This window comes from Fervidobacterium sp. (assembly GCF_059913585.1).
The window spans coordinates 179048-202039 of sequence record NZ_DBOLZL010000014.1 but is presented as its reverse complement, the minus strand read 5'-3'; the positions used below and the strand labels follow the sequence as shown (position 1 = coordinate 202039).

At 39.6% G+C, this 22992-nt stretch carries 21 protein-coding genes; 13 read left to right on the top strand and 8 right to left on the bottom strand.

Annotated elements, in window-relative coordinates; genetic code table 11:
* Positions 1-19: 19 nt before the first annotated feature.
* Genes AC3M61_RS05685 through AC3M61_RS05675 form a run of 3 tightly spaced genes read right to left on the bottom strand, consistent with a single transcriptional unit; the run spans position 20 to position 1762 of the window.
* The gene (locus tag AC3M61_RS05685; RefSeq protein WP_500779909.1) at positions 20-679 is read right to left on the bottom strand and encodes a potassium channel family protein; all 660 of its coding nucleotides are present in this window, start codon (positions 677-679) and stop codon (positions 20-22) included.
* On the bottom strand, positions 676-1149 hold the full coding sequence (locus tag AC3M61_RS05680; RefSeq protein WP_500779908.1) for a potassium channel family protein: 474 nt from the start codon (positions 1147-1149) through the stop codon (positions 676-678). The genes AC3M61_RS05685 and AC3M61_RS05680 overlap by 4 nt, the downstream gene beginning before the upstream one ends.
* Positions 1130-1762: a response regulator gene (locus tag AC3M61_RS05675; protein ID WP_500779907.1), complete on the bottom strand. Its 633-nt coding sequence runs from the start codon at positions 1760-1762 to the stop codon at positions 1130-1132. The genes AC3M61_RS05680 and AC3M61_RS05675 overlap by 20 nt, the downstream gene beginning before the upstream one ends.
* A gap of 109 nt (positions 1763-1871) precedes the next feature.
* Here AC3M61_RS05675 and AC3M61_RS05670 point away from each other — a divergent pair, with 109 nt between their 5' ends.
* Entirely contained in the window at positions 1872-4412 is a 2541-nt protein-coding gene (locus AC3M61_RS05670) for an alpha-amylase family glycosyl hydrolase (protein ID WP_500779906.1), read from the top strand.
* 25 nt (positions 4413-4437) lie between these two features.
* Here the strand turns inward: AC3M61_RS05670 and AC3M61_RS05665 are convergent, their stop codons facing one another.
* The gene (locus AC3M61_RS05665) at positions 4438-5784 is read right to left on the bottom strand and encodes a PhoPQ-activated protein PqaA family protein (RefSeq protein WP_500779905.1); all 1347 of its coding nucleotides are present in this window, start codon (positions 5782-5784) and stop codon (positions 4438-4440) included.
* Positions 5753-7597: a sensor histidine kinase gene (locus tag AC3M61_RS05660; RefSeq protein WP_500779904.1), complete on the bottom strand. Its 1845-nt coding sequence runs from the start codon at positions 7595-7597 to the stop codon at positions 5753-5755. Before AC3M61_RS05660 ends, AC3M61_RS05665 begins: the two co-directional genes overlap by 32 nt.
* A gap of 157 nt (positions 7598-7754) precedes the next feature.
* Between AC3M61_RS05660 and AC3M61_RS05655 the strand changes: the two genes are divergently transcribed.
* From AC3M61_RS05655 to AC3M61_RS05600, 12 genes are all read left to right on the top strand, one after another.
* Complete coding sequence (locus AC3M61_RS05655) at positions 7755-8912, top strand: iron-containing alcohol dehydrogenase (RefSeq protein ID WP_500779903.1); 1158 nt, start codon at positions 7755-7757, stop codon at positions 8910-8912.
* 42 nt (positions 8913-8954) lie between these two features.
* Entirely contained in the window at positions 8955-10820 is a 1866-nt protein-coding gene (locus AC3M61_RS05650; protein ID WP_500779902.1) for a transketolase, read from the top strand.
* 132 nt (positions 10821-10952) lie between these two features.
* Positions 10953-11828: a YicC/YloC family endoribonuclease gene (locus AC3M61_RS05645; protein ID WP_029683967.1), complete on the top strand. Its 876-nt coding sequence runs from the start codon at positions 10953-10955 to the stop codon at positions 11826-11828.
* Between the two features lie 53 nt (positions 11829-11881).
* Entirely contained in the window at positions 11882-12163 is a 282-nt protein-coding gene (locus AC3M61_RS05640) for a DUF370 domain-containing protein (protein ID WP_014452437.1), read from the top strand.
* Between the two features lie 7 nt (positions 12164-12170).
* Positions 12171-12830: a guanylate kinase gene (gene gmk, locus AC3M61_RS05635; protein ID WP_500779901.1), complete on the top strand. Its 660-nt coding sequence runs from the start codon at positions 12171-12173 to the stop codon at positions 12828-12830.
* Positions 12831-13061: a DNA-directed RNA polymerase subunit omega gene (locus AC3M61_RS05630; RefSeq protein WP_029683969.1), complete on the top strand. Its 231-nt coding sequence runs from the start codon at positions 12831-12833 to the stop codon at positions 13059-13061.
* A 114-nt stretch (positions 13062-13175) separates the two neighbouring features.
* The gene (purF, locus tag AC3M61_RS05625) at positions 13176-14483 is read left to right on the top strand and encodes an amidophosphoribosyltransferase (protein ID WP_500779900.1); all 1308 of its coding nucleotides are present in this window, start codon (positions 13176-13178) and stop codon (positions 14481-14483) included.
* Complete coding sequence (gene purN, locus AC3M61_RS05620) at positions 14447-15082, top strand: phosphoribosylglycinamide formyltransferase (RefSeq protein WP_500779899.1); 636 nt, start codon at positions 14447-14449, stop codon at positions 15080-15082. The genes purF and purN overlap by 37 nt, the downstream gene beginning before the upstream one ends.
* Positions 15083-15086: 4 nt before the next feature.
* Positions 15087-16010 (top strand): phosphoribosylaminoimidazolecarboxamide formyltransferase, encoded by a 924-nt coding sequence (locus tag AC3M61_RS05615; protein ID WP_500779898.1) that lies wholly within the window; start codon positions 15087-15089, stop codon positions 16008-16010.
* Positions 16011-16036: 26 nt separating this feature from the next.
* Positions 16037-17278 carry a phosphoribosylamine--glycine ligase gene (purD, locus tag AC3M61_RS05610; RefSeq protein WP_500779897.1) on the top strand — a complete coding sequence of 414 codons (1242 nt, stop codon included), beginning with the start codon at positions 16037-16039 and terminating at the stop codon, positions 17276-17278.
* Between the two features lie 33 nt (positions 17279-17311).
* On the top strand, positions 17312-18253 hold the full coding sequence (locus AC3M61_RS05605) for a phosphoribosylformylglycinamidine cyclo-ligase (protein WP_500779896.1): 942 nt from the start codon (positions 17312-17314) through the stop codon (positions 18251-18253).
* Positions 18254-18289: 36 nt separating this feature from the next.
* On the top strand, positions 18290-18859 hold the full coding sequence (locus AC3M61_RS05600) for a LemA family protein (RefSeq protein WP_500779895.1): 570 nt from the start codon (positions 18290-18292) through the stop codon (positions 18857-18859).
* Positions 18860-19097: 238 nt separating this feature from the next.
* Here AC3M61_RS05600 and AC3M61_RS05595 read toward each other — a convergent pair whose 3' ends face one another.
* From AC3M61_RS05595 to AC3M61_RS05585, 3 genes are all read right to left on the bottom strand, one after another.
* Positions 19098-20192 (bottom strand): ROK family transcriptional regulator, encoded by a 1095-nt coding sequence (locus AC3M61_RS05595; protein WP_500779894.1) that lies wholly within the window; start codon positions 20190-20192, stop codon positions 19098-19100.
* Positions 20193-20259: 67 nt separating this feature from the next.
* On the bottom strand, positions 20260-21432 hold the full coding sequence (locus AC3M61_RS05590; protein WP_500779893.1) for a sugar ABC transporter permease: 1173 nt from the start codon (positions 21430-21432) through the stop codon (positions 20260-20262).
* 26 nt (positions 21433-21458) lie between these two features.
* Positions 21459-22985 carry an ATP-binding cassette domain-containing protein gene (locus tag AC3M61_RS05585; protein WP_500779892.1) on the bottom strand — a complete coding sequence of 509 codons (1527 nt, stop codon included), beginning with the start codon at positions 22983-22985 and terminating at the stop codon, positions 21459-21461.
* Positions 22986-22992 lie beyond the last annotated feature (7 nt).

Here is a 22992-nt window from a genome sequence, read left to right as displayed (position 1 = left end):
CAGGAGGAAAACAAGCTGTTCATGAGCTAAAAAATGATAGAACTTCCATTCGCTTTTCTTCTCGACAAACAAGGATAATCTCGTCACCGGGTTCAAGTGTAGTTTCTCCGCGAGGTATCAAGAAGCTATCGCCTCTTTTTAACCCAACTATAACCACATCCTCTGGTACACTAAGTTCCTTGATTTTTTTGCGGATGATACTCGAGTCCCAGGTTAAAGTGATTTCCAATACAACTACACCTTTGGAGAATGTCTTCTCTTCAAGGTCGCGTGTCAACTGACTTCCAAAAAGCAACGGTTCCAGATTTCTCATAATTAAGTCTGTCACGCCAAGTGTTCTGATGCCAAAGCGTTCAAATAAGTCGAGGTTTTCAGAGTTGTTCAATAGAGTAACCACGTTCTTTACCCCATAATACTCTTGTACCAAACGAGCGATAAAGAAATTTTTTCTGTCTCTTTCCATAAGTAAGACTACAATATCATTAGGCTCAATTCCAAGCTGGTCGAGGACTTTCTTTGATGTGCCATCCCCGTTGACGATTGTAGCGTTCAGCGTCTTCGAGTATTCTTCACATAGATCTTGGTCTTTGTTAACAAAATAGACGTCGTAACCTTGTGCTATCAATCTCTTAGCAAGAAAGTAAGGAACTCGTGCACCACCAATGATTATTATCTTCATCGTTTTTCACCAACCTTTGGTTCAACGTGTTCGAGGATGTTGTGTTCAAAGGTATCTACTGTTAAATCGATTGGTGATATTACATCAATACCGCTCTTTATGAAAAGTGGCACATTCTCCCTGTTGTTTACAAGCGAGATAACCCTGGGTATCCCAAATATCTTTGCTCCAACCAACGATACAAAGTAATTAGTTGAATCATCGCCTGTCGTTGTCACTAGTAAGTCCGCCTTTATAGCTTTTGCCCTTTCCATTGTTTCACGCTCGGTAGCATCACCTATAACTACAAAACCACCGTAATCTTCGGGCAGTAGGTTTAACGTATTGGGGTTTTTATCGACCATAGTGACGTTAAACCCTATTCTTGAGAGCCTAGTTGCTACTTCGAGACCAACCTTCCCACATCCAACCACGATAACATAAAACTTAAGCCCGACAGGTATGTTTATGTTAATCGGAGTCAAGCTCATCACCCTTTCGATATCCTTTCATGTTTACATCTAACGCTTTTGCAGCGTTTCTGTGACGTTCAGCTAATTCAGAATTTCCACGCTTTTCAAGTATTTCTGCCAGTAAATAATGCGGTATCGGTGACGATGGCATGAGAGAAAACATAGTTCTGACAAGTTGTTCTGCTTTATCCAAGTCACCAGGGAAGTTAGAATGTATTAACCCTTCAGCCTCTCTTAAGTATCTTTCAAACGAATCTTTCTTATAATCAAGCAATCCTTTTATTTTTCTTCGTAATTCATCTTGGGTAAATGGTTTAGCTAAGTAATCTATAGGATGATATTTGCAAACTTCTGCAATATTCTCCGGCGTCGCAAAAGCCGAAATAATCAATACAGGCGTAAATATTCCTCTTAATCTTAATCGTTTTATGAATTCAATTCCATCAAGATTTGTTTCATTCTCAAACCTGATATCCGTTGTGATCAAGTCGAATTTATATTTGTCACAAATTTTCAGAGCTTCCTCTGCGTTCGCTGCTTCAACAGGATTGCATTCGTAAGCTGTGGAAATCATTCGAACCAACAAATTCCTCACATGCTTTTCATCATCAACTACCAGGACATCTATCATCTTCAATCGCCTCCTTCTTTGGAAATTATACCACACCTTCGTTTTTTATGCACTTTCCATGGTAGAATAAGAAAAGCTTCGGTAGGACAATCCATAGGAGGTAGAAAGTATGAAAAGAAAGAGGACTTTTACAAGTTTCCTAAGTTCTGTGGTGATTTTGTTACTTGCTGGACTGATGTTCAGTTACATTTTAGGTTCTGTAGGCTTTGCCGACGTGCTAACTCAGTACAAAGGCGGGTGGGCTGATAAGGTTTTGTACATGATAATGATTGATCGTTTTAACGATGGGGAACCTTCCAACAACAACCAAGGAAAAGGTGAATACGACCCTCGTGATGGAGCGAAATACAGCGGAGGAGATTTGAAGGGTATTATTGACAAGATTGACTACATAAAAGGTCTTGGTGTCGATGGAATTTGGATAACACCACCCGTGGCGAATCAATGGTGGGACCCTTGGGTAAATTACGGTGGATACCATGGTTACTGGGCAAGGGATTTTAAAAAGGTTGACGAACACTTTGGAACACTTGAAGATTATAAAGCTCTTGCTGAAGCACTGCACAAGAATGGAATGAAATTAATCCAGGATATAGTTGTTAACCATGTTGGGAACTATTTCAGGTTTAGAAATGGGAAATTCGAATTAAACGTTGGAAGTGTACCAACGTCAGCACCTACTCAATATCCATTCAATTTGAACAACTACAACGATCCTGAACAAAGGCAAAGGGCGATATACCACTGGACGCCAGATATCAACAACTACTCAGACCCAGAGCAAAAGCTCAACTACCAAATGAGTGGGTTAGACGACCTTAACACTGAAAATCCAGAAGTTGTTCAAGCGTTAAAAGATTCTTACGCTTACTGGATTAAAGAAGTTGGAGTTGATGGTTTTCGTGTGGATACAGCAATGTACGTTCCCAAAACGTTTTTCGACGAGTTTTTCAAAGGTGACGGTGGAATGTTCTCTTTGAAAGAAGACTTCATTGCCTTCGGGGAAACCTGGCTTTCTTCAAAACCATACGAGAATAAATCTGACCTGGAGATAGCTTCCTACTTTGACCATGGTTTCAATTCTATGCTTGATTTTACCTTGATGGAGGAAATCAGGCGCGTAATAAAAGGTGGGCAACCAACCGATTTTCTTGCTTACAGACTCAAAGTGCGAAACGAGATATTAAAAAAAGGTCTACTTGTAACATTTATTGATAACCATGATATGGAAAGGTTTGGAAAAGGGGTAACACCTAATATCACTATGCAAGCTCTTGGATTGTTGTTAACACTACCCGGTATGCCAGTCGTATATTATGGTACAGAACAGTATTTTGAAGAAACACGTGCAAGCATGTTCAAAGGTGGTTGGGGTTCGTTCGGTCAGGATCACTTCAACACCGAGAGCGATATGTACAAGTTTATCAAGAACGCTATCGAATTTAGAAAATCACACCCTGCAACAAGGTACGGAGAAGTTAACGTGCTTTTGTCCGAAAAACGAGGTGCGGGGTTGTTGGTTTATACTTTGAAATGTGATGAAGAAGAACTGCTTGTTGTTTTAAATACAGCAAACGATCCAAGAATTGCGAACTTCAAAACAGGTTATGAACCTGGAACCACCTTAGAACCTATTTACAATTTCAGTGGAGGCGTAAGTACTCCAATTGTTGTGAAAGATGGGGGCTATGTGACTTTGCGAATTCCAGCGCGAACGCTAACTGTTTTCGGTATATCGAGCGAGAAATCAGAAGTTTACAAACCAACCACGACTATCAATTTAAACCTGACAAACGCTGAAAAGATAACCGCGCTGAGAGAAATAACTGGGACAACAAATGCGAAAGCAGTTTATGTTTACATAGACAGAAAGGTTGAGAACGAAATTAAGATAGAACCAAAGGATGGAAAATTCGCAATTACAATAGACCCTTTCAAACTTGACCCAGGTGAACATACACTACTTGTCAGAGCGGTTGGAAAAAACGTTAAAGATACAGTGTACACAGATGAAATAAGATTTATAGTTGAGCTGGAAAAGAAATTATTAGCGGAAACAAAGGACCCACTTGATGATGATATAGGCTTCACGGGGACATATCTTTACCCAACAGATGCAACATTCAAACGACAGATGGATATTGTTGAAGCGAAAGTTGAAAGTATCGGTAGCACGTTAGTAATTTCTGTTAAACCGAGGGACTTAACAAAAACCTGGGGACCACCAAACGGTTTCGACCATGTTACATATCAAATATTCATCGATGACCCAACAAAGAAAGGCACGGGAGTTTTGCCGTTACAGAACTACGAGTTCGACAATTGGGACTGGGATTGGGAAGTCTTTGCAACAGGTTGGTCTAGTGCGATTTACACTTCGCAAGGAGCATCAAAAGATAGGTTTGGGACGCAGATAGGTTCTCCTGAAGTTTTTGTTGAAGATGGCTGGGTGAAGATAATAATAAAGGGTGACTGGCTTGGCAATCCATCATCTTTCGAAGGATGGACGATATATGTAACAAGTTGGGACTACGATGGTATCGAAAACAAATTCAGACCACTCCAGCAAGAACCAAAAGCCTACATCATGGGTGGAGGAAATCCAACGGATCCATTAATAATGGATGATCTGTGGTTAGAAATTAAATAAACAAAGCCCGCCGATGGCGGGCTTTTCAGTTATCGTTTTTCTTGAAAACTTTTGGAATCGTTGTCAAACTGAATGAATATCCATCTTTTACAATTCTGACCTCAATAAAAATTGCTACGTTCTTTTTTATGTTGCTTTCTTTGAGTATGAACTCAACTATTTTGTCTCCGTTTTCACTAACTTCTATTTGCAAATCTATACTTTCCCATCGTGCCTTTCTGAAGTCCAGCGTCTCTGAAATAGCAACCCACCCTTTTGCGTATTCTAACTCCTCGGCTGTTCTAAGAACTATCCCGTTTTCGGTCTCTTTCCACGATATCTCTGGAAGTTTGTTCAATGTGGACAGTGAAAAAAACGCTTTGAGAGTGTTGAAAAATTCAATCTGATTACTTACATTGTGTGCTTCATTTGGCATAACGTATGCATACCTTGGGGTAGGTAGGTCGTAGAAATATAGCTGGGAAGAATCAACAACCCAATACGGGTCGTTTGTCCCTATAACGATAAGTTTTGGTATGGTGAGTTTATCTTTGTAATAGAAAGGGTCAATTGCCTTAACAATTTCTGGAACTTCGTTTGGGGAAGCGTCCGCTATCATTTTCGTGAGACCATACCTTGTGTAATCTCTTATTTGTTCACTGAACGTTCCGTAGTATTCGAGTTGTTTTCGCATCTGTTCAGGCATGTTTAAATTATCGTATACAATAGGAACAATCACAAAAATTCTTTGGTCGACAGCTCCTGTTAGATATGTGGTCCAACCTCTTTTGGATGCACCAGTTACTAAAAACTTTTCAAGGTCAAGGTTTAATTCTTTTTTGAGAAAGTCTTGAACACAGTCCATGGTTGCGGTAACGCCTTTTACCATGGGAAAGAGCAGGGGCCAATCTTCCTCGCCTGTTTCTAGGTATTTTGCTAAAGTGTAAGCAATCAGAGCGTCTTCTTTCAAACCAAATAGTGGTTGGTTGGGTATATCCCACAGTATCACAAATGGAGCACCGATACTTTCAATAACAAGAGCGTATTGGTTGAGTTTAGACATGGGATCTTTAGGTGCTGAACCTGTCACCATAAGGATTCCGTGGTTTTTGTAAGCTAAATTTCGTGGGATGTAGATACCTACTTTATGGTTCCATTCGATACCTCTCCAGGTTTGACTCTTCACGTTCAGAAGAAAGAACTTCCCGCCGAAAAGAGAATTTGAAGAAGAAATTACAGTATAAGTCGGGATACCTGAATTTTTAAGATACTTTTCCAGAGAAACAGCCAAGTGTTTGGCGGGAAAAATCAAGTAGAGAAAAATGAGAATTACGATTATCCTAGTCTTACTTCTTGATACTTTACTTTTCTGAGCTTTTGTTGCCTTCTTCATTAGGTTCCACTTCCTTATTTTCGGGTATTTTAATGATTATCCTTGTGCCTGTTCCAAGTGAGCTTTCCAATTCTATTTCTCCTCCGAGCTTTTCAACAACTAATGTGTAGACTATACTCAGACCAAGCCCTGTGCCAATATCTGGATTTGTGGTGAAGAAAGGTTCAAATGCGTGCTTTTTTGTCTTTTCGTCCATCCCTTTTCCATTGTCAGCAAATATTATCTTTAGCACTTTTTTGTTTCCATCTGTGATTATTTTTTCCGCCTTTATAAGTATCGTTCCTTCTGCATCTTCTTCAAATGCGTGTGTCAACGCATTGTCTATGAGATTGATTAAAACTTGTGCTAGTGCACCCGGGATAGTGTGGACAACTAAGTCATCTGGGATTTCCGTGTGTATTTGTACACTTGATTCTCTAAGCTTTGGATATATTGCTCTTACGACATCTTCAACCAAAGCTTTCAGATTTACGGAAGAATAACTTTCTACCATTTCGCTCATTGCAACGCGTTTAAGGCTTTGAACGAGGTCAATGATTCTCCTAATATTTCTGGTCATTATTTCTGTCAACTGTGTTAGGACATCGACCTTGTCCAGGAAATCACTTTCGGTTAGTTCTTCTGAGAAGAATTTATTCTTCATATCATTTAATGTGTGTTCAACTTCTGTTAGTGATGAATAAATCACTCCGGCTGGTGTGTTAACATCGTGTGCTATATTTACAATCATCTTGCCCAATGCCGCCATCTTTTCTGCGTTGATTATTTTGCTCTGTGCTTCCTCCAGTTCATTAAAAGCAACTTCAAGTTCGTTATTCATTTCGTTTAGTTCTTCAACCATTTTCTTCAATCTTTCGTTTTTTTCAACGTTGATGGTAAAAAGAATGAATACGAACGAAAACAAAATTGCCAAAGCTGTACTGAGCGTTATTATTGCGTGGGAAGAAGCTCTTAACCTAACTACATTGTTAGCTTCCTCAACTATCTCAGAATATGGAATAACTGCAACTACCGTGAGATTGTATTTCCCAACTCTGCGAAATGTTGCGAACTTTTTGGTGTGATAAGTGTAAATTCCATGGCCTTGAACAGATTTTGTTATCATTTCAGCAAAAGATTTAGTCCAAGGATTATTCATCAAATCGAAAGTCTCCACATATTCCTCGACAGGGTGTGCTACCGTTAATGTGCCGTAGACTAGCCCTACGTAACCAGATTTTCCAAATTTTGTCTGAGCTATCAATTTTTGCAGTCCATCTGCCGGGTAAAGTCCCATCAAAATCGCTTTTGTTTTCCTATCTGGACCTTTGATTCCTACTAAAACAACGATGTTTTTCTTTCCTTTGTATTCATGTATCATGTAAATATCATGTTCTTTTTCACCGGAGAAAATCTTCTCAGTTACCTCGGCAGGTATAGAAATTTGGACTAATCCATCTTCGGAGACAACACGGTTATCTTTCAGCATAATAAATGTTTCCAGGTAACCTTCCAAGCGCATAACATTGTTAACGTTTGCAACTTCCCATTGCAATAGCCCGGTCGATAATTCATCCATAGGATCCTTTATGTAAATTGAAAGGTCGTTGTCAGAAGTGTATTTTCTAAGAGGACTTGCTAGTTGTTCTAAATAATGCTCTATATCTGACGATATTTTTTCAACAACAGTTGTTTGGATTCTGGATATCAGATGGATTGCAACTGAGTTGGCTAACAGATTTGCTATGAGTATTACTATTCCGATAGAAAGAATACTTGAGATCATGATGGTTATTATTAGGACTGTTTTTTTATATTGAAAAATCTTTGACACTCTATCGCCTCCGTGGATTTTCTCGTTTTGTAATCTTTCACAGGGTTTGGGCAAGCTGAATATTTCTACCAATATTATATACCATGTGATATAATATCAAACAGAGGAAAGTATCAAACTCTTGGTTAAAAAACTTGCGATTAGGAGGTGAACAGATATGGAAAATTTTGTTTTTCACAACCCAACGAAACTGGTTTTTGGAAAAGGAACCGTTGAAAAGATAGGTGAATACTTGAAAAAGGATGGTATAAGAAAGGTTTTGATGCTTTACGGTGGAGGCTCAATTAAGAAGAACGGCGTTTATGAAAAGGTCGTTAGGTCGCTTCGTGATAATGGGATAGAGAAGGTAGAAGTTTCAGGTGTAAGGCCTAATCCTGTTCTTTCAAAAGTTCACGAAGCTATACAGGTTGCGCGTGAGAACAACGTTGAGGCGATTCTTGCAGTAGGTGGAGGAAGTGTTGTCGACAGTGCAAAGGCAATAGCAGCAGGTTTTTATTACGAAGGTGATATCTGGGATGCGTTCACAGGTAAATACAACGTAAAAAAAGCACTTCCTTTGTATGTTATCCTTACAATGTCAGCCACAGGCACTGAAATGAACGGAAATGCGGTCGTGACAAACGAAAAAACTCAGGAGAAATTTTATTTCAGCTCAAAACATGTTTATCCAGTTCTTTCGATAGTTGATCCAACTACACAATACAGCTTGCCAGCAAATCAAGTTGTATATGGTGCGATAGACGCAATAAGTCATGTTATGGAATACTACTTCGATGTTGCTGGTAGTGATTTAATCGATAGAATAGACGAGGGTATAATCAAAACGCTGATGGAAACTACAGAAGTCCTACTCAAAGAGCCTGAAAACTACGAAGCGAGGGCAAACTTCTGCCTTGCTACCACACTGGCACTTAATGGTTTGACAGGTATGGGTACAACAGGTGGAGATTGGTCTTCTCACGAACTTGAGCATGCTATAAGTGCGTTCAACCCGGATATCGCTCACGGTGCAGGTCTTGCAATTGTGTTCCCTGCCTGGATGACTTACGTGAAAGACCGAATATCTGAAAAGCTTATCAAGTTTGGTAAGAATATTTTCAATATGAGTGGTGAGTTCTCACCAGATGATGTTATCAATCAACTTAAGGCTTGGTACAAGAAAATTGGTGCTCCCGTGACGTTAAAAGAGGTTGGTATTAGCAAGGAAGATATTGAAAAGCTTACTGAACTTGCCAACAAACACGCTCCTTTTGGAACAGTTAAGGAACTGAAGATGGAAGATATCAGAAAGATATACGAAATAGCCTATGAATAATCAAAGACATACTAAAAAATGCAAAGACGGGAGGTATTAGGAGTGCGAAAAACACTTGATGAACTAAAGAAACTAAGCGTTCAGTGTCGTGGTGATATTCTGAAGATGACCTACGTAGCGAACTCTGGACATCCCGGTGGGTCGATGTCTTCTATTGATATGCTATTAGCCCTTTATTCATTTGCCAATGTGCATCCACAAGACCCTTGGAATGAAGATAGAGATAGAATAGTCATAAGCCATGGTCACATCTCACCAGCTGTTTATTCAACTTTAGCGGCTTTTGGATTTGTTGATAGAGACGAAGTGATAGCAGGTTTCAGACATCCAGCATCTATATTTGAAGGACATATCACTCGCGGGATTCCTGGTGTGGAGTGGACCACGGGAAATCTTGGACAAGGTTTGTCTGCTGGTGTTGGTTTTGCTCTTGCTGCGAAGTATAAAAATAAGAATTACCATGTTTACGTAGTAATGAGCGATGGAGAAAGTGCTAAAGGGCAAGTTCAAGAGGCAAGAAGGACTGCAAGAAAGTATAAACTCGATAATTTAACTGTGTTGGTTGATTACAATGACATTCAAATTAGCGGACACGCACATGAGATTATGTATGTGGATATTAAGGCAGAGTTTGAAGCGGCGGGTTGGAAGACGATTGAGATAGATGGTCATGATTTTGAACAAATACTTGCAGCCCTGAAAATTGCAAGAGATGATGGTTACCCAACGGCAATAATTGCTCATACCGTAATCGGTAAAGGCGTAGATTTTATGGAAGATAAACCTGATTACCACGGGAAGCCTTTAAACAAAGAAGAATTGGAAAAAGCGTTAGCTCAACTTGGGGTTGAGAACGACGTTGAGAAATATTTAGAGATGCGCAAAAAATTACCAGTTGAGGCTCACAAAAAAGTAAAGCTTTATTACCAGGTGCGTTTGGATACGGGCAAAGCCAGGGTATACGATAAGTCAACGGACAACAGAAGTGCGCTTGGTAGGGCAATCGCGGACCTTGCCGTGATTAATGACAACGTGGTTGCTGTAGATTGTGACTTGAAGGGTTCTGTGAAATTGGATTTTTTGGACAAGGAAAGACCTGACAGAATAGTCGAAATAGGGGTGCAAGAGCATAACGCAGCCGCTTTGGCTGGTGCGATGTCTGCGGATGGTATCGTTACATTCTTTGCCGATTTTGGGGTTTTTGGGATTGACGAGACGTTCAACCAACACAGATTGAATGCTATCAACAACACAAATCTTAAAGTCGTTGTGACGCACTGTGGTATTGATGTAGGCGAAGATGGTAAAACACACCATGCACTTAACTACATCGGTGCACCGCTTGCTTGGTATGGCTTCAAAGTCATAGTCCCGGCTGACCCGAATCAGACAGATAGGGTAGTTAGATACATAGCCAAAGAATATGGAAACTTCGTTGTCGCGGTTGGAAGAAGTAAAGTTGAACCTGTAAGGAAAGAGGATGGAAGCTTATTCTTTGATGAAAATTACGAGTTCATGTATGGAAAAATGGATATCCTGAGGGATGGAACTGATGGTGTGATATACGCGATAGGTTCTGCTGTTCCATACGCACTTAAAGCGCATGAAATTCTGAAGAGCAAAGGGGTCAATTTTGCGGTTATCAACGTGAGTTGCCCGTATGACTTGGATGAAGAAGTGCTCAGAAAATACTCGAACTTTGTTGTCACTGTTGAAGACCACAACGTGCTGAACGGTTTGGGTAGTCTCATAGCCCAAAAACTTTTTGAAATGCGCATACTACCAGGTCAGTTCATCAAACTTGGCTTAAATGATTTCCCTGTCTCTGGTGAGGCAAAATTGCTCTTTGAAATCTATGGACTAAGTGGAGAAAGAATTGCTGAAACTATTCTTTCAAAACTTCAGTGAACTGTGTTGTAAGATTGTAAAAAAAAGTGCGGGAGGGATACTCCCGCATTTATTTTTAATTTTTAGTGAAATACTTGGAATTTTTGGAAATTTAATGTATAATAGTATCAGCAAAGTGTAGGAGTGGTCTAAATGCCCAGAAGTATGACAGGATATGCAAAGGTTCAAAAAATACTTGAAGATTACAAAATTACGTGCGAAGTGAAGACGTTGAACTCAAAGGGACTTACAATCGACGTCTCCATGAATTACTTTCTTAACTCAAAAGAGCTTGATGCCATAACAAAGATAAAAGAATACATTTCCAGAGGGAAAGTTAGTGCAAGGATTTGGGTTAAATTCATCAAGCCAATCCAAGTTTCTGTTGATTACTCTTTGCTTAAAACGTATTACGATGCTCTTTCCGACATCAGAGAGAATCTGAACATCCCAATGCCTGTTAGCTTAGAACACCTACTTACTTTCAGGGATGCATTTCAATTTGAGATAAGTAACGAAGAGATTGAAAATGCGTGGCAACACGCAAAGGCAGTTTTAGAGGAAACACTGATTGAGGTAGTCAAGGAGAGAAAAATCGAAGGTGAAAAACTAACAAAAGATTTGGTAGAAATGGTAGAAAAGATGGAGTCAATCGTGGAGAAGATAAACGAGAAAGCATCGGAGATTCCAAAAGTAGTTGCGCAAAGGATTAAAACAAACACACGTGATTTGCTACCTGATGATGTTGAACTTAATAGAGAACTTTTTGAAAGTGCAGTTGCGCTCATTGCCGATAGGGCTGACATACGCGAAGAACTCGTCAGGTTGGATAGCCATCTCAAAAGAACGCGCGAGTTGCTCTCAAAGGACGAACCTGTAGGTGACATGCTGAATTTCATATCACAAGAAATTCTAAGAGAGTTCAATACGATATTATCAAAGAGCAGATTCACCGATATCACGAATCTCGCACTCGAAGGGAAATATTTGGTTTCCCAATTCAAAGAGCAGATAATGAACATCGAGTAACAATTTAACCGTGATTTTGAAAGTAGGTTCTACCAATTTGGGAGGTGTAGATTATGTTTGGATTAATCAACATCGGTTTTGGTAATGTCATCGCTGGTGACAGGGTTATTGCTATAGTCAACCCTGAGAGTGCCCCACTTAAGAGATTGAAAGAAGATGCAAAGAACGAAGGAAAACTCATAGACGCAACATACGGAAGAAAGACAAGGTCCATACTCATTACGGACTCAAACCACATCATACTAAGTGCTATCCAACCTGAAACAATTGCCCAAAGATTCATCGAATCTATGGTTGAAATTGAAAAACAACTCGAAAAGATAAGAAAGGGCTAAGACGGGAATGGATGGTAAGGAAAAGGACTTTGATGTGCAAAATGAAGTCCATGCTGAAGGAATACTGTTTGTTATAAGCGGTCCAAGTGGCGTTGGTAAAACAAGTATTATTAGATCCGTTCTTGAAAGAGTTGAACGAGTTGTCTTTTCCGTCTCGTGCACAACTCGAAAGCAAAGACCTGGCGAGATACACGGAGTAGACTATTTCTTTGTGACGCACGAAGAATTTGAAAGAATGATAGAAGAGAACAAATTTATTGAATGGGCAAAGGTCCATGACAATTACTACGGAACACCTGCAGAGATGGTCTACGACAACATAAGAAAAGGTTTGGATGTGATACTTGATATAGATGTCCAAGGTGCTTTAACTGTTAAGAAGAATTTCTCGGGTGCCAAGTTTATTTTTATCGCACCACCAAGTTACGAAGTTCTTAGAGAGAGGCTTAAGAAAAGAGGAACTGAAACAGAAGATAAAATACAAAAAAGATTAGAAACTGCCAAGAAGGAACTTAAGTTCATCCCAGAATTTGAATACTTAATAATTAACGAAGACTTAGAAGAATCGATAAGAAACTTGATGTCCATAATTTACGCAGAGAGACTAAAGTTTGAAAGAATCAAAAATACTTCAAAAGTGAAACGTTTAATGGAGGAGGTGCAATAAGTGAGCAGACTAGTTATACAATACGACAAGCTTTTGGAAAAGATACCCTACAAGTACGCAATACCAATAGTTATTGCAAAGAGGGCAGAAGCGATAAACGATTTTGCCAAACCTTTTGTCACAACACCTGATAACTACTCTGTTAGCATCGCTTTCAAAGAACTCCAAGAAGGCTACATCAGAATCAAGAATGAAGACATCTTGAGAATACTACTACCTGATGTGAAATAAGGGATAAGTGTGCGCAGAGGAACCGGTTGGTTCCTCTGCGTGTTTTTAATACCGTAAGCAGAGAAAAAAATACGTAGAAAAAATAAAATCTTAGATTCACGTGGGGGGAAAAAGATGTGTGGTATAGCCGGTGTATGGAACGTTGACGAGGCGTATAACGTTATTCATGATGTTTTACTTGCGCTCCAGCACAGAGGTCAGCAATCTGCTGGTGTAGTTGTGAACGGGTTCAAATCAGTAAAAGGTGAAGGGTTGGTTGAAAATGTTTTAACTTCAGAACGTTACATTCCTGGTACCAAAGGAATTGGGCATGTGCGGTATTCCACCTATGGCTCGCTTGACGAAATCCAGCCGATAACAGCCCACACTCTGAAAGGGAGAATTTCTGTTGCACATAACGGAAATATAGTTGATGCAGACGAAAAAAGAAGGTTCATAATGGAAAGTGGAGGTATATTCGCAACCACACTTGATACAGAGATTATCATCCATTATTTTTCAATCGCTCCCTACTCAAATCCGCGTGAATCACTCCAGTGGGCACTTTCCAGGATAAAAGCAGCGTATTCTATAGTGGTTCTTCACGACTCTTTCCTTGCAGCGGCAAGGGATTCGTTTGGTATTCGTCCACTCTTTTACGGTAAGTTTCAAGAAGGCTATATCGTAGCGTCCGAAGATGTAGCATTAAGGGTTTTAGGTTGTGAAGAAATAAAGGAAGTCGAGCCTGGAACTGTTGTGTTTTTTACCGATAACAACCCTCCTGAAATTGTTAGATTTGCTAAGCGAGATGATAGGTTTTGTTCATTCGAGTTCGTTTACTTTGCTCGTCCTGATAGTAATTTTTATGGCGTGAACGTACACGAAGTTAGAAAAGCATTGGGAAGAAAATTATACGAGGAACACAAGCTAGTTGCAGATATCGTTGTTCCTGTTTTAGATAGTGGATTTTCCGGTGCGCTTGGTTACAGTCAAGCATCTGGGATACCGATAGAGTATGGATTGATAAGGAACCATTACATTGGACGAAGTTTTATCATGCCGAAAAATAGGCAAGACATTGTTCGAAGAAAACTGGCGGCTTTAAGTGCTGTGCTCGAAGGTAAGGAAGTTTTGTTAATTGACGACTCAATTGTTCGCGGAACGACGATAAAGTTGATAGTCGAGATGGTGAGGGAAGCCGCTGCTAAAAAGGTTTATGTTGGTATCCATTCACCGCCTGTGGTTGGACCTTGTAACTATGGAATAGATACATCAAGAAGAAGTGAACTGATAGCCTCTCAAAATGACATTGAAAAACTCCAAGAGTATGTTGGAGCCGATAAGCTGGTTTACTTGTCTGTTAAAGGGTATCGAGAAGTCTTTGAAAGCTGTGGGGTGCATGGAATATGCATGGGATGTTTCGATCTGAACTATCCAGTATAAATGCTGAACAATCTAACAAACCAAGCATAGTTGTTCTTGCTTCTGGTAATGGTAGTAACTTCCAAGTGCTGGCAGAAAAATCGCTTTCCGGAGAACTAATAGCAGATGTGAGGGCACTTATCGTCGACAGAGCATGTGGAGCAATTGATAGGGCAAAGAAATTAGGTGTAGAAGTAATAATTCTTTCGAAACCTTGGTATGAGGACTTCGAAAAGGTTATCGGTAACTTAAATCCAGACTTGATAGTTTTAGCAGGGTTTATGAGGATTATCCCCGAACATATCGTGGCTAAGTATTTTCCTAAGATTGTGAATATCCATCCATCTTTGCTTCCAGCCTTTCCAGGAAAGGATGCGATAAAACAAGCGTATGACTATGGGGTCAAGGTAACAGGAATTACTATACATTTCGTCGATGCTGGTGTTGATACCGGTCCGATAATCTTTCAAAAAGCTATAGAGATTGAAGAGAGTTGGGATTTGGAAACGCTGGAGTCAAAGATTCATGAGCTTGAGCATGAGAACTATTGGAGGGTAATCAACAATCTGCTTCAAAAACCATGCAAGATAGAAGGAAGAAAAGTCACGTGGGGGGTGTAAGTTTATGGAATTTTTGAAAGTGGAAAGTGTTGAGAAACTTGAGCTTGAGAGATACGATATCGAGTTGAGGTATGGTGAAAACGCACATGAGAGGGCTTTTATCTTCGGAAAGCCTCAGTTTGAATTGCTGCATGAAGGGAAACAACTTTCATACAACAACATATTGGATGCTGAGGCAGCATGGGTCCTTGCCAAAAACTTGCAGACCATTGGCGGTGGTGTGGCGGTTATAAAGCATCAAACACCTTGTGGAGTATCGTATCTAAGAACCGATAGCGATGAAGAAAAGATAAATGCTATCACAAGGGCAATTGAAGCGGATAGTGAATCAAGCTACGGGGGTATACTCGCAACAAGTTTTCCATTTACTTTGGATATGGCTAAAGCTATAAACACCTACCTTGAAGTTATCGTTGCACCGGAGTTTGAACCACAGGCAGTGCAATACTTATCGAAAAAGAAAGTCAGACTAATACAACCTAAGGAATACACACCATACGCAGGAAAAGTTGCGTTTGGTAGTTTGGTTTTATCTGAAAGAAAATTCGAAGGCGAACCAGAATTACTTTTCGGTGAGCCGTGTGATGTTAAAGACGTAAAATTTGCGCTCATTGTTGTAGAAGCGGTGAAATCTAACGCGATAGTGATTGTCAAAGATGGTGTTACTGTTGGTATAGGCGGAGGGCAGCCATCAAGAAAAAGGTCAGCGTGGATAGCCACAACTCTGGCTAAGGATAATGCAAAAGGTGCGATAGCAGCATCTGACGCATTTTTCCCATTCACAGATGGTTTGGAAATACTTATCGATGCAGGTGTTAAATGCGTCGTTGCACCACTCGGTTCTATACGAGATGAGGAAGTGCTGAATTTTGCACGGGAGAAGGGCACAACGTTCTACAAATCCCCAATAAGACTCTTCAGACACTGAAAACGTATTTTTGGGAGTGAAGATGTATGAGTGGAGTTGGGAAGGTTAAAAGAGTGTTGGTCCTTGGGAGCGGTGGAAGGGAACACGCTATTGGATGGGCGTTCAAAAAAGCTGGTTGTGAAGTTTCTTTTTACCCAGGTAACGCTGGGACAAAGTGGATAGGTAAAAATTTAAGCATTAATGAATCAGAACTTTTTAATGGCAACATCTTAAGTGATTTTGATTTGGTAATTCCAGGTTCTGAGGATTTCCTGGTGAAAGGTGTTGCAGATGGAAGAATAAATGTCTTTGGACCAGATTCGGCTGGTGCGAAACTTGAAGGCTCGAAATGCTTTGCAAAGCTCTTTATGGAAAAATACAATATACCTACTGCAAAATTCCAAATTGCACGAAATAAGGTCCAGCTTGTTGATGCACTCAAATCATTTACACCTCCTTACGTCATTAAAGCGGATGGGCTTGCGCAAGGTAAAGGTGTAGTAATAGAGGATAACATTTCAAATGCAATTGAAAAGGGTAGCAAACTTATGGACGGCACTCTGATTCCAGGGGTTAGTGGTCCCGTAGTCGTGGATGAATTTTTAAAGGGTTGGGAGTTATCTGCTATCGCCATCGTAAGTGGACGAAAATTCGCCCTGCTACCGTTTACACGTGATTACAAACGTGCTTTTACAGGTAACAAAGGACCAAACACTGGTGGAATGGGAGCCTATGGACCTGTTGAAATAAATCAGAAACTGGTTGAAAAAATACGAACTATATTTGATAAAACGTTGTTCGGATTGGAAAAAGAAGGGATTTACTACAAAGGTTTTCTCTATGTAGGTCTTATGATTGTAGAGGACGAACCTTACGTTTTGGAATACAACGTCCGACTTGGAGACCCAGAAACGGAAGTGATAGTTGCTATGGAACCTGAAAAGTTTGTGGAAAATGTTCTGAAGGCTTTCAACAATGATGATTTTGAGGAATATAAAGCATCAAAATTCGCGGTTGATGTGGTCGTCGCATCGGAAGGGTACCCAGAAAACCCAAGGAAAGGGCAAAAGATTGTGATTGAGAATATAGAAAATATTGAGAATGAGGGAAACATACTCTTCTTCGCTGGTGTGAAAGAACAAAATGGCGAATTAGTCGTCTCCGGGGGAAGGGTTCTACATTCAGTTGGAATCGATAAAAAATTGGAAAAGGCAAGAGAAAAAGCATACAAAAACATCCAAAATATGCACTTCGAAGGTATGTTCTACAGAGATGACATTGCTTTGTAGTTTGTTACTTCAAGCAGTTTGCGAGGTGAAAATATGAATGGAGAAGGAAAAAAATACACATACTCAGGCTCGGGTGTGGATGTTCTTAGAAACGATGAATTTACCGATTATATCAAAAGCATCGTCAAAGTCCCAGAATGGGTGGTTAAAGAACCTACAGGATACGCCACAATTTTGAATTTCACAAATCCTCCGATAGTATTGACGGCAGACGGTGTTGGTTCAAAGTTGTTGTTACATATTGAACACAACAGATGGGAGGATGCAGCTCAAGATTTGATAGCAATGAACTACAACGATATCGTCTGCGTGGGCGGACTTCCGAAGGCATTTGTTGATTATTTAGGTGTGAACCATATAGACAAAGACCACTACGAATTTATTAACGCACTCACTAAAAAACTTTCAGAGTATGACATGGCACTTGTTGCTGGTGAAACGGCAGAGATACCATCTATTTACGGCGAAAAAGATTGGGATGTTGCAGGTTTTTGTATAGGCACACTCCAAAGAAGGATGCCTGTTGAGACGATAAATTATGAAGACGTAATCATAGGGCTACCAGCCAGTGGGTTTCATTCCAACGGATGGTCACTGATAAGAAAAATTTTAAAAGAAGAAAAGGTAAGTATCAAAGAGTTGAACTTTGACCTTTTGAAGGGGACAAAGATATACAGTGAGGTTACTAAAGTTTTTGAACTTGTTAAAGGTATCGCCCATGTTACAGGTGGGGGTATTTTAAGAGCATTAAGAAGGGTTTTAAAAGAAAAAGGATGGGAAATTACCGTAAGATTACCAGATTACATGCGATGGGTGTTGAAATATGTGGAAATTGAAGAAGCAGTGCGCACATTTAATATGGGGTATGGGATGATTTTGATTGCCTCAAGGGAGAACTTAGACAAGGTTTTGGAATTAGTGGATGGAGAGATTATAGGTGTCGTTAGTAAAAATACGAAAATTGTGATACAATAGTGACAAAGCGAACGTATAAAATTGGAGGTGGAGAAATTGAAGTTGAAACCATGGGCGATAGCACTGATTGTGGTACTTATCATCGTTCTTATATCAATTTTTTGGGTGATAGGTACGTACAACAAAATGGTTGCTTTAGAACAGAAAGTTCAAGAGAGCTACAGCCAAATTCAAAACCAACTGCAAAGAAGGGCGGATTTGATACCAAACCTTGTTGAGACTGTAAAAGGTTACGCTGCACATGAAAAGGAAATCTTTGAAGCGATTGCTGATGCAAGGTCTAAGTTAATAGGAGCAAGGACTCCAGAAGAACAAGCGACAGCTGATGCACAATTAAACACTGCTTTATCAAGATTGCTTGCAATTGCTGAGAATTATCCAACACTTAAAGCCGATGCGAATTTCAGACAGCTAATGGACGAACTTGCAGGAACGGAGAACAGAATAGCCGTGGCAAGAAAGGACTACAACGAAGCTGTTAGGGAATACAATGCGTTTATAAAAAGATTTCCAAACGTGTTAATTGCAAATGCGTTTGGTTTCAAGGAAAAACAATACTTTGAGGCAAAACCTGGAGCAGAAGAAGTGCCAAGTGTGAAGTTTTGAGAAAAATAAATAACAAGAAAATGGCCTGGTCTCCAGGCCATCTTTTTTATAACGTCCGACATGAGCGAAAGCTTGATAGTGAAAGTCGGCTATGAGTTTGTTTGGCGAACCCCGTCAATACACATCGGTAAAACAATATGAGAAAGCATATTTTGACTAACGAACCATCATATACCGGTCAGTACATACGGTCGCGTGAAAAAACGATGGGTAAATTAACTATCTAGCTTCCACTTGATTATTTTTTTGTAATTTTACGAATCATGTTTGGTATTAAGTATTCTTCAATTACGGCATAAAGCGCACCATACAAATACGTGTCAGTTATAAAAGTTGAAGGCAAGACTTTTAAAATCTTTGCAGCATGTTCAAGTGAATAACGCTTTGTAAATTCTTCTAGTATTTCGTAAAATTCACCATCGATTCCGGAAAGGTCTCCGCCAATTATTATGTACTCCGGGTTCAACGCATTAACTATATTTGACAGGGCTCGGGAAAGCAAATTGATGTACTCAAAAATCTTAGGATTTTGTTTCCAATCTTTTTCGGAAAAATAAGACTTAAAAAACCCATAATTTTCTCCAAAGAAGGAGGACAGTGATACATAAGTTTCCACACATCCTGTATTTCCACAATGGCATATATTCTTACTAAATAAATCAAACGTTGTATGCCCAAATTCGCCAGCTGTAAAAGAAGGTCCACGAAAGATAGAGCCGTTAATCCACAAACCTGTTCCAAATCCTTCTCTGACAGTCACAAAAACGGAACATTTTGAACTGCGAATCTCCTCTCTTTCGAAAGCTTCTGATATCATGGCAAGATTTGCTTCGTTATCTGCGTATACTATCTTTCCTTCAACCTCTATCTTTATATTGCGCCAGCCCTTACTTGGAACAAACAAAATTGTGCTGCTATTTACATCAACCATTCCAGGAATTGAAAATGCGACGACTTCTACTCTTTTGTACGAATTCAAAAGTTTATTTACTTCGTTCAATATCTCTTCAAAAGAGTTTGGTGTATCCAAAGATTGAAGTTTTTCTAACGTTCCATCTGAAAAGCCGAGAGCGTAGTTGGTTTTAAAAGCTCCGATGTCAACTATTAACACATTAAAAGCTTCTGGATTGATTTTAAGTTTTACAGGCTTACGACCAAGTTTTGTCCTTTCAGAGGTTCCTACTTCTGAAATAAAACCGGCATCTATTAGTTCTGCAATACAACGTGTAACTGTACTTGGTGATAGACCAGTTTGCTGTACCAGACATACTCGTTCGATTGGTTGGAGATGATATAAAGTTCTTAAGATAAAAGAATAATTGTTCTCTTTCATTGTCTCATGAAGAATTTTTGCCAGTTTGGATACCCCCAACTAATGATTTTTTGTTTTAGCAGTAATATCAGCTAATTTTACTTCTTGTCTTGATATCAAACACAACTGCAGCTATAAGTACTCCACCTCGGATTATGTACTGCAGTGATATTCCCACACCAAGGAGGTTCATACCGTTAATCAGTGAAGCCATGACAAGGGCACCTATTAGTGAGTTAGTAACTCTACCAACACCACCTGCAGCAGAGACACCACCAACGTATGCAGCTGCAATAGCGTCAAGCTCAAACAATGTTCCAGCGTCAGGCGCAGCAGACTGAAGCCTTGAGGTATAAAGTATACCTGATATCGCTGTCAAAAATCCCATAGAACCAAAAACGAAAAGAGTGATTTTTTGAACATCAATACCGCTTAAACGTGCAGCCTCGGGGTTACCGCCAACAGCGTATATATGTCGTCCAAGGACAGTTTTTGTTGTAAGTACGTGGTATATAAAGGTTATAGTGATGGTTATGACAAATGTCCAAGAAAGACCATTATAATTAGCAAGAATCCAGAAGATATAGAATACGATAGCACTTACAAACAGAAGCTTAAGTATGAAAATAGGAGTTGATAGTACCTCAAAGTTGTATTTTATTTTGTTGTTTCGCGTTCTTATTTCACTATAAATGTAGAATCCGATAATTGCGATTCCTATCGTTAGTGTTAAGAGATGGACATCGCCCTTTCCTAAAACGTCTGGTATAAATCCATTGCCTATTTGGTTAAAGGTATCGTTTGTGACAATAATTGTTCCCGTGGATTGAGTGAAGAGGAGTAAAGCGCCTCTGAATATCAACATACCTGCAAGCGTGGCAACGAAAGAAGGCAATCCTACTTTTGCAACCCAGAATCCATTAACGAGTCCAAAAACCGTACCAAGTGCAAGCACTATCAAAATAGTTGGTAACACAGGCATGCCTTCTCTCAAAAGCCTAGCAGCGATGGCACCAAGAAAACCAGCCATGAAACCAACCGAAAGATCTATATGTCTAATAACAATGACCAGTGTCATACCAACTGCGAGGACAGCTATATATCCCATTTGATTAAACAGGTTACTTATGTTTCTTGAGGAAAGGAAAAGTCCATCCGTTAGAATAGTAAATATCAGCATTATAACACCAAGAGCGATATACATCCCGTAGTCTCTAATGTTCTTTTTTATAACTTTACCAAGTTCAGCAAAAAAACCCATGTTCTGGTTCCCTCCTTTGTCAATTATTAGTAATCAACTGCCATGTGCATTATCTTCTCTTGCGTTGCTTCTTCCCTGTCAAGTTCGCCTACTATTCTTCCACCAGCCATTACATAAATTCTATCGCTCATTCCTATGATTTCAGGTAATTCGGAGGAAATCATTATTATGCTCATCCCTTCATCTTCCACCAACCTATTCATAAGTGTGTATATTTCATACTTAGCGCCAACATCTATACCACGTGTTGGTTCATCCAGGATAAGAAGTTTTGGCTTTACAAATAACCATTTTGCAATTGCAACCTTCTGCTGATTACCACCGCTGAGGTTCATAACTTTTTGTTCAACCGTAGGTGTTTTTATGCGTAATGACTCCTTAAACCTTTCGGCTACTATGATTTCCTCGTTTTCATTTACGAAAAGACCGTTTTTGAGTTGTTTTAATCCAGTTAAGGTGATGTTTGTCTTTACATCAAAATTTAAGATCAATCCTAAAGCTTTTCTATCTTCCGATAGATATGCAAAACCTGATTTAATAGCCTCAGATGGTGATTTGAATTTTACCGATTTCCCATCGAAGTAGATTTCTCCTTCTACTATATATCCCAAAGGGTTTCCAAATAGGCTCAGTGCGAGCTCTGTCCTTCCGGCTCCCATCAAGCCAGCAATTCCAACAATCTCACCTTTTCTTACGTAGAAATTAGCTTCCTTAACTATGTACCTGTTTAACCTTGGGTCGTAAGCTTTCCAATTCCTCACTTCAAATATCTTCTCACCAAATTCTCTCTTTTTTCTTTTTGGATAAATATCTTCTATTTCCCTACCAACCATATACCTCACTATATTGCTTTCGGTGAACTGTGACTTGTCTTCCAGTCTTGCGACCATTTTTCCATCGCGCAAGACAGTAATCATATCCGCCACTTCTATGACTTCTTTAAGTTTGTGTGAAATAAGAATCGAGGTAATACCTTTTTTCTTCAATTCTTTTATAATCCTTAGCAAGTTTTCGCTATCATCCTCATTTAGGGCAGATGTTGGCTCGTCCAATATTAGCAGTTTCACATTCTTGCTAAGGGCTTTCGCTATCTCAACAATTTGTTGCAATCCAACACCTAAGTCTTTAACTTTTCTTGATGGATCTAAATCGGGACGGAGAGCGTGGAGGATTTCTTTAGATTTAGCAATAGTCTCGTTCCAGTCGATGAATCTACCTTTCTTTATCTCGTGACCCAAGAATATGTTTTCATAGACGGTAAGTTCAGGTATTAAGGCTAATTCTTGGAATATTGTTACAATACCTGCATTTTCACTGTCATGTATGTTTCTGAAATGTCTTTCTTGTCCATCAAAAATTATCGTGCCTTCATATTCCCCATACGGATAGAAGCCGCTTAAAATTTTCATAAGAGTTGATTTCCCAGAACCATTCTCACCTACTAAACAGTGAATTTCTCCCCGTCGAACTTTAAAATCTACGTTATCGAGAGCTCGAACACCGGGAAATTCTTTTGTTATACCTTTCATTTCCAGAATAAAATCTTCTGCCATTAAATCA